This is a genomic window from Clostridium sp., assembly GCF_034179595.1.
Classification (GTDB): Bacteria; Bacillota; Clostridia; order Clostridiales; family Clostridiaceae; genus Clostridium.
Genome location: NZ_JAXFPT010000072.1, coordinates 1 through 7,639, shown reverse-complemented (window position 1 = coordinate 7,639; position 7,639 = coordinate 1). Strand labels below are relative to the sequence as shown.

Below are 7,639 nucleotides of genomic sequence, written 5' to 3'. Positions count from 1 at the left end.
TCTTTGGATTAATACTTTATTATCCTCATCTTCTTTTATCATTTCTTTTATAAATTTTTCTATTATATCAGTTAGTCTTGCCAAGTTTACACCCTCTTAATCAATTTCGCTTTTTACTTACTTTGACCTTAAGATTATATTAATACTTTTTTTTACTTTATTCAAGCAAAGTAATTTCAATAAATATATTGGGTATAATTACTTTATTTTGCACATACTAAATTTATACATTTAGGAGGGATTTTTATGGATATAACTTGGCTTTGTAATTCAACTTTTCTTATAAAAAATTCTATGGGAAAAAGAATTCTTATAGATCCTTTAAATAGATTATTTTCTCATAATATTGATAATATAAAACCAAATATAATTACAATAAGTAACTTTTCTCCAGGTGTTTTCACTATACCAAGTATTGATCCAAGTACTACTTTAATTACATCAAGTGGGGAGTATGTAACTGACTTTTGTAAAATAATTGGATATGATACTTTTTCTGATCATTTTAAAGGCGCTAAACGTGGAAATAATATTATATACATATATGAAATAGATAATTTAAGATTATGTCACTTAGGATATTTAGGTGAAGATTTATCTGATGATATTTTAAAAAAGATAGGTGAAATAGATATATTATTTATTCCAATTGGTGGACATATTAATTTAAATGGAATTGAAGCTTTTAATTTATATAAAAAAATAAATCCAAAGGTAGTTATACCTATGAATTATAAACATTCATTATCATCATTTCTTTTTAGTGGTCCTCAGGATTTTTTATTACTTACTAGAAACTCATATAAAATTAAAACAGATTCTTTTAATATTTCTAAAGACACTATTTTACAAACTGGATCATCTGTAGTTCTTAAACCGATTAGAGCAATTTAAAGCTTGTACTAAAAAAAGATCGCCATTATGACGATCTTTTTTTAGCTATATTATTCTTGAACTGGAGCTCCAACTGGACAAACGTTAGCACAGTTTCCACAATCGATACAAGTATCTGCATCTATTACGAATTGAGTATCTCCTTGACTTATAGCATTAACTGGACATTCTGGCGCACATGCTCCACAGCTTATGCATGAATCACTTATTACAAATGCCATTAAAAACACCTCCTAAAAATTTTGGTAATTACACCAAGTTAATTTTAACATACTTCATCATTTTTTAAAAGTACTTACATTAAAATTTAGGACAGCCTTATATTCTTCTAAATGACTGTATAACCAAGATCTTCAATTCTTCCTATAATGCTTTCTAATTCCACATACATATTATTATATATTATAGTAACTTCTTTTTTCTTTAAAGCTACCTCACTTGCAATAATACCTTCAATTTCTGATATTACATTTTGTATTTCTCTAATATCTGTAGAATCATTCATTCCAGAAACTTTTAATACTGCCTTCATTTTGTCCTCCTCTATTTTTCCCTTATAAGTGCTTTTATAAGATTTTTATCCTCTTCATTTTCTACTTCAATCTTTATATCTGACTCATCTATGCAATCTTCATAGCTTCCCTTAATTAATTTAACATCTTTTATATTAAATGTTTGTACTATTTCTTCATCTTTTCTTTTTAGTTTAACTTTTACACTTTCTTTAACTATATTATTTTGAATAACTTCTCCAGTTCCTTCTGAAGTTTTCACAATAGATCCTACCTTAGGAAGTTCTTTTCTTATATCTTCATATGTGCTTTGCTCATAATTTAGACAACACATTAGTCTCCCACATATACCTGAAATTTTTGTTGGATTTAAAGATAGATTTTGCTCTTTTGCCATTTTTATTGAAACTGATGCAAAATCACCTAAAAATGTTGAACAACACATTGGTCTTCCACAAGGTCCAAGTCCACCTATCATTTTAGCTTCATCTCTAACACCAATTTGTCTAAGTTCTATTCTTGTTTTAAATATAGTTGCTAAGTCTTTAACCAAGTCTCTAAAATCAACTCTTCCATCAGCTGTAAAATAAAAGATTACTTTGTTGTTATCAAAAGTATATTCAACATCTATAAGCTTCATCATAAGCCCATGTTCCCATATCTTTTCTGTACAAATTTTTAATGCTTCTTCTTCTTTTGATTTATTTTCATTATGCTTTTTTATATCTTCATCATTAGCTATTCTTAAAACACTCTTTAATGGGGCTATTATATCATTTTCATCTATTTCCTTTATTCCAATTACACATTGTCCAAATTCAATACCCCTAGCTGTTTCAACTATTACATAATCTTCTTTATTTATTTCTAATTCATTTGGATCAAAGTAATATATCTTACCAGCTTTCTTAAATCTTACTCCAATTACTTTTATCATGTAATTACACCTCCAAAAAACCCATAAGCATAACACTAATAATCGTAGAAAAATTAATATTATGCTTTAAATTCGTTCGTGCTTCATCTATGTATCTTAACATCCCATTTAATTTTCTATATGACATCATTTGAACTAACTCTTCGATATCTTCATTTTTATCTGAATTTATTATAAGCTTTTTATCATTTACTTCTTTATAAAGAATAATATCTCTTATAAAACTTGAAATTATATTTAATAATTCTTCGCTTTCATCTTTATAACTATAAAATAATTTTTCATATTTTAATGTTATATCAACTTCATTTTTGTTTATATCTCTTAGCATATCTATTATAAGATTTCTAAGACTTTGAAGTTTAGGATCCTTTAAAAATCTTTCCACTCTTCCAGGTATCCCTTCTGAATAAGCAAGTAAAGATGATAACTGCTCTTCACTCACTTCATAATTTAAGTTAATAAAATCAATCATCTCTTCTTTATTAAGAGGTGTTAACTTATATATCTGACATCTAGACTTTATAGTATCTAATAGAATTTCTAAGTTAGTTGTAAGTAATAGAATATATACACCATTTGGTGGCTCTTCTATTGTTTTTAAAAGCGCATTTTGAGCTTGAATAGTTAACTTTTGTGCATCATATATTATAATTACTTTTTTATTACCTTCATAAGGCCTTTTATTAACCTCTTCAATTATATCTCTAACTTCAGATACACCTATTGATGCTTTTTTATTTCTATAATGAATAGCATCTACATTTTCTTTACCAATTTCTTTATTAAGTATTTTTGATACAAATATGTCTGCTATAATACTCTTACCTATTCCATCTCTTCCTGTAATTAAATGAGCATGAGATAGTGTATTGTTTTCTGCTCTTTTCATAAATCCTCTAATAACTTTATTATGTCCTATAAATTTATCCAATACACCAACTCCCTTCTAACTATACATGTCATTTATTTATATATCAAAATATATAATACTATTTTAATTTATTACACATTGCAATTATATTCTACCATAAAGTAATATCTTCCCATAACCCTTTATTTACCAAAATCATTTAGTAAATTAGATATTATATTCTTTACATTATCAAATACTTTATCTATAGGTTCTTCTGCATTTATCTTAACCATTCTATCTTTATTATTTTTGTATACTATATCATATCCTTCTCTAACTTTATTATGAAAATCTAAACTCTCTAAATCTAATCTATTTACTTCTCTTTGAGAATTCTTATTTATTCTTTCCATACCTACTTCTGGGCTTATATCAAATAATATAGATATATCAGGCATACAATCCCCAATAGCAAACTTATTTATTTCATATATTTCATCAATTCCAATTCCTCTAGCAAATCCTTGGTAAGCTAATGATGAATCTAAAAATCTATCACATAAAACTACTTGTCCATTTTCTAAAGCTGGAATTACTTTCTCAACTAAATGTTGTCTTCTTGCAGCTGTATAAAGTAATGCTTCTGTTCTTGAATCCATATCTGTATTTTCTTTATTTAAAATCACTTGTCTTATTTGTTCTGCTATACTTATTCCACCTGGCTCTCTTGTCTTTATACAATCATAATTGCATTCTCTAAGCCATTCGTATACCTTATCTATCATTGTACTCTTTCCTGATCCTTCTCCGCCTTCAAATACAATAAATAATCCTTTTTTCAATTTTGTATACCTCTTTCTTTATTTAAATAGATTCTTTAATTTAAGAATATAATTATTATATTCTTTGTCTCCTGGTTCTATATTTAACATGTTAACCTCACAATTTGGACATATCAAATTTCCTTTTATAATTATACCATTGTCACTAACTTTTCCACATATTCCACAAGAATTTTCTTTAATTTTTTTATTGTTTATACCTTTCATAACCAAATCCTCCTAAAATAAAAATATATATTAATTCTTAACAACTAAAATATTTTTATACAGATTTCACTAATAATTTTTATAAAAGAAAATATTAAATAAAAAAACTCAAGCCTAATTAGCTTGAGTTTTTATTTGTTCAATATCTACAACGTCTTGCTGTAAATAACTATATTTTGTATTTTGCATAATTCTTCTAATAAAATAATCGCTTGGTTTAAAATAGAATTTATAATAATCTCCATTTATTCTATATATACAACAACATTGATTAGTAATTAATCTATTAAAAGTGTAGTTTCCTATAAGTTTTGCATTGTATTTTTTAAGCTTATCATTTTTTTTACCTATATATACAATATCTGATATTTTTACACTTACTAATGTTTTTTCCCCTTTAGAAAAAGTCTTATTTATTATAAACTTATTAGCTATTAAAGCATATTTATATGAAACATTACAACTAATACATTCTCTTACAATAATTAAAGTAGTTATAGATAATAACATTATCTTACAAATAATTGGCGTTTTATTATTATCAAAGCTAATAAGCTTAAGAGCTTGTTGTACATATAGCATAACTGTTATTACTAATAATGCTAGCACAATAACATGCATCTTCCTTCTAACAACTATTTCCTTATGCATCATATTTAAATCCCCCATGATTTAATCAAAATTACAGATATAAATTTGATTATACTAGCAATTTAAAGTTTATTCCATAGAAATATAAGCTAAATTCAGTTATTTTTAAGCATCATAATAAATTAATAAACTTTATCTTCATACTTCTATTCTTTGCTGTGTTATACTAAAAATATTAAAATGTTAATCTTTAAATTCCTTGAATATCCTTGCTTTTCTAAGTCTTTATTTTATATTTATATATTTAATAGTATAATATATAAAGAATATAAACGGAGGTTTAATCATGATCCAAATATTTAAAACTAGTAGTGAAGATAATAAAATACTTAAACAACTTGATGATATTGAACAAGGTTGTTGGATAAATATAGTTGCACCTTCAGATGAAGAACTTATCTTAATTTCAAATAAAACAGGTATATCTTTAGAATTTCTTAAAGCTTCGTTAGATGATGAAGAAACTTCTCGTATAGATATAGAAGATAATGTAACTTCAATAATTGTTGATATTCCTTTTACTGAAATGGAAGATAATTCACTTACTTATGATACATATCCGCTTTCAATAATTCATACAGAAAATCAACTTATAACTGTATGTTTAAAAAATAGTAAAATATTAACAGATTTTATTAATGGAAGAATTAAATCATTCTTTACATTCAAAAAATCTAGATTCACACTTCAAATCTTAAATAGAATTTCTACATACTACCTTCTATATTTAAGACAAATTGATAAAAAAAGTTTAATGATAGAAAAAAGATTGCATAAATCAATGAAAAACAGAGAACTTATTCAACTACATTCATTAGAAAAGTCATTAGTGTATTTTTCAACTTCATTAAAAGCTAACGAAATAACATTAGAAAAAATGCTCAAATTAGATATAATTCAAAAATATGAAGCAGATAAAGATGTATTAGAAAATGTAATTATAGAAAATAAGCAAGCAATAGAAATGACTGAAATATATAGTAACATATTAGCAAGTACAATGGACTTTTTTGCATCTGTAATTTCAAATAATCTTAATATAGTAATGAAGGTTCTTGCTTCAGTTACAATACTTATGTCAATTCCAACAATAATTGGTGGAATATTTGGTATGAATGTATGGCTACCATTATCAACTACAGATCCATCTTCTTTCTATATAATAATGTTTATGACTTTATTTATATGTGCAATCGTTGCATGGGTTTTATATAAGAAAGATATGTTTAGATAACATTTTCTAAAAATTAGCATAATATATAATAAATGAATAGAGAGCTAAATTGGCTCTCTTTTTTTAGGGGGATTATATATGCTTAAAGGAAGATTGTTAAATAAAAAGTCTACACTTGCAATTATTGCTCCAGCTTCTTGTAGCTCAAAGGATAATATAGATAATTACGTAAATAAATTTAAAGAACTTGGTTTTAACATAGTAATTGGAAATCATCTTTATGATAAATATGGATATTTAGCAGGGAATGATAAAGATAGAGCAAAAGAAATAACTGATATGTTTGAAGATGATTCGATTGATGGTATCATATGCTACAGAGGTGGATATGGATCTATAAGAACTCTTCCCCATATAAATATACGCTCTATCAAAAATAATCCCAAATTTTTCTGCGGATATAGTGATATAACAATCCTACTAAATTATTTTGCTAAAAATGGCTTAATTACATTTCATGGACCTATGGTTAAATCAAATTTCTCCGATATCCTTACATTTTCTTATTTTAAAAGAATGCTTTTCAATCCTAGCAAAGGAATGATATATGATTTATCAAATTGCAAAAAATATAATAATGATTACTTTACTGGAAGATTGATGGGAGGTAATTTATCTATGATATGTTCTTCAATCGGTACTCCTTATGAAGTTAATTTAGATAAATCAATATTCTTATTAGAAGAAGTAAATGAGTCGCCTTATGTAATAGATAGATTATTAACTCAACTTATATTGTCAAATAAATTAAATAAATGTAAAGCAATTTTAATTGGTCATATGGAAAACTGCTCTCTAAATAATTATGAAGACAGCTTTACAACACTAGAAGTTATAAAAAAACGTTTAATTCCCTTAGGTATACCTATTATATATGGAGTACCATTTGGACACTCATATCCAAATTTAATTTTTCCAATAGGCGGTATAGCAACATACGATAAAAACACTAATAAATTAATATTATGCGAAAACAATTTAAAATAAAATATATTTGTATATAAAAAATCCTGTAAACAAAAGTTTACAGGATTTCCTCTACTCTGGAGGCGCCACCCGGATTTGAACCGGGGATAAAGGTTTTGCAGACCTCTGCCTTACCACTTGGCTATAGCGCCATATATGGTGGCTCGAGTAGGAATCGAACCTACGACACGCGGATCTTCAATCCGCTGCTCTACCAACTGAGCTATCGAGCCATCTTACCTGGCAACGTCCTACTCTCCCACACAGTTTCCCATGCAGTACCATCGGCGCTATAGAGCTTAACTTTCCTGTTCGGAATGGGAAGGAGTGTTTCCTCTATGCCATCATCACCAGATTTCAGATTGTTCTCTGAAAATTGTATATGAACTTTTGTTGATTGTCTTTTATTGGTCAAGCCCTCGACCTATTAGTATCAGTCAGCTGAACATGTTACCATGCTTACACCCCTGACCTATCAACCTTGTGTTCTTCAAGGGGTCTTACTAGCTTACGCTATGGGAAATCTCATCTTGAGGTGGG

At 26.8% G+C, this 7,639-nt stretch carries 10 protein-coding genes, 2 tRNA genes and 2 rRNA genes; 3 read left to right on the top strand and 11 right to left on the bottom strand.

Annotated features, from left to right (window positions below; translation table 11 throughout):
* The first annotated feature begins 246 nt into the window (after window positions 1-246).
* Window positions 247-894: an MBL fold metallo-hydrolase gene (locus SPJ33_RS09095; RefSeq protein WP_224168198.1), complete on the top strand. Its 648-nt coding sequence runs from the start codon at window positions 247-249 to the stop codon at window positions 892-894.
* A gap of 50 nt (window positions 895-944) precedes the next feature.
* On the opposite strand, the gene SPJ33_RS09090 is transcribed toward SPJ33_RS09095, so the two are convergent.
* The 7 genes from SPJ33_RS09090 to SPJ33_RS09060 all read right to left on the bottom strand — a co-directional run bounded on the left by SPJ33_RS09090 (window position 945) and on the right by SPJ33_RS09060 (window position 4,902).
* The gene (locus SPJ33_RS09090; protein WP_321117647.1) at window positions 945-1,115 is read right to left on the bottom strand and encodes a DUF362 domain-containing protein; all 171 of its coding nucleotides are present in this window, start codon (window positions 1,113-1,115) and stop codon (window positions 945-947) included.
* 107 nt (window positions 1,116-1,222) lie between these two features.
* On the bottom strand, window positions 1,223-1,426 hold the full coding sequence (locus tag SPJ33_RS09085) for a heavy-metal-associated domain-containing protein (protein WP_321117646.1): 204 nt from the start codon (window positions 1,424-1,426) through the stop codon (window positions 1,223-1,225).
* Between the two features lie 11 nt (window positions 1,427-1,437).
* On the bottom strand, window positions 1,438-2,343 hold the full coding sequence (locus SPJ33_RS09080; protein WP_321117645.1) for a stage 0 sporulation family protein: 906 nt from the start codon (window positions 2,341-2,343) through the stop codon (window positions 1,438-1,440).
* 4 nt (window positions 2,344-2,347) lie between these two features.
* Window positions 2,348-3,277 (bottom strand): DNA polymerase III subunit delta', encoded by a 930-nt coding sequence (locus SPJ33_RS09075; RefSeq protein ID WP_321117644.1) that lies wholly within the window; start codon window positions 3,275-3,277, stop codon window positions 2,348-2,350.
* A 122-nt stretch (window positions 3,278-3,399) separates the two neighbouring features.
* The gene (gene tmk, locus SPJ33_RS09070; protein ID WP_321117643.1) at window positions 3,400-4,041 is read right to left on the bottom strand and encodes a dTMP kinase; all 642 of its coding nucleotides are present in this window, start codon (window positions 4,039-4,041) and stop codon (window positions 3,400-3,402) included.
* A gap of 18 nt (window positions 4,042-4,059) precedes the next feature.
* The gene (locus tag SPJ33_RS09065; RefSeq protein ID WP_321117642.1) at window positions 4,060-4,248 is read right to left on the bottom strand and encodes a sigma factor G inhibitor Gin; all 189 of its coding nucleotides are present in this window, start codon (window positions 4,246-4,248) and stop codon (window positions 4,060-4,062) included.
* A gap of 114 nt (window positions 4,249-4,362) precedes the next feature.
* Window positions 4,363-4,902 (bottom strand): hypothetical protein, encoded by a 540-nt coding sequence (locus tag SPJ33_RS09060; RefSeq protein WP_321117641.1) that lies wholly within the window; start codon window positions 4,900-4,902, stop codon window positions 4,363-4,365.
* A gap of 283 nt (window positions 4,903-5,185) precedes the next feature.
* On the opposite strand from SPJ33_RS09060, the gene SPJ33_RS09055 reads away from it, so the two are divergent.
* Both SPJ33_RS09055 and SPJ33_RS09050 read left to right on the top strand, forming a co-directional pair.
* Window positions 5,186-6,133, top strand: coding sequence for a magnesium transporter CorA family protein (locus tag SPJ33_RS09055; RefSeq protein ID WP_321117640.1), 948 nt, complete (start codon window positions 5,186-5,188; stop codon window positions 6,131-6,133).
* Between the two features lie 78 nt (window positions 6,134-6,211).
* Window positions 6,212-7,120, top strand: coding sequence for an LD-carboxypeptidase (locus tag SPJ33_RS09050; protein ID WP_321117639.1), 909 nt, complete (start codon window positions 6,212-6,214; stop codon window positions 7,118-7,120).
* A gap of 57 nt (window positions 7,121-7,177) precedes the next feature.
* On the opposite strand, the gene SPJ33_RS09045 is transcribed toward SPJ33_RS09050, so the two are convergent.
* The 4 genes from SPJ33_RS09045 to SPJ33_RS09030 form a co-directional block, all read right to left on the bottom strand.
* Window positions 7,178-7,251, bottom strand: a tRNA-Cys gene (locus SPJ33_RS09045).
* A gap of 5 nt (window positions 7,252-7,256) precedes the next feature.
* Window positions 7,257-7,332 (bottom strand) — tRNA-Phe (locus SPJ33_RS09040).
* A 5-nt stretch (window positions 7,333-7,337) separates the two neighbouring features.
* Window positions 7,338-7,454: ribosomal RNA gene (rrf, locus tag SPJ33_RS09035) — 5S ribosomal RNA — on the bottom strand.
* Between the two features lie 52 nt (window positions 7,455-7,506).
* Window positions 7,507-7,639, bottom strand: a 23S ribosomal RNA gene (locus SPJ33_RS09030); the annotation flags it as partial.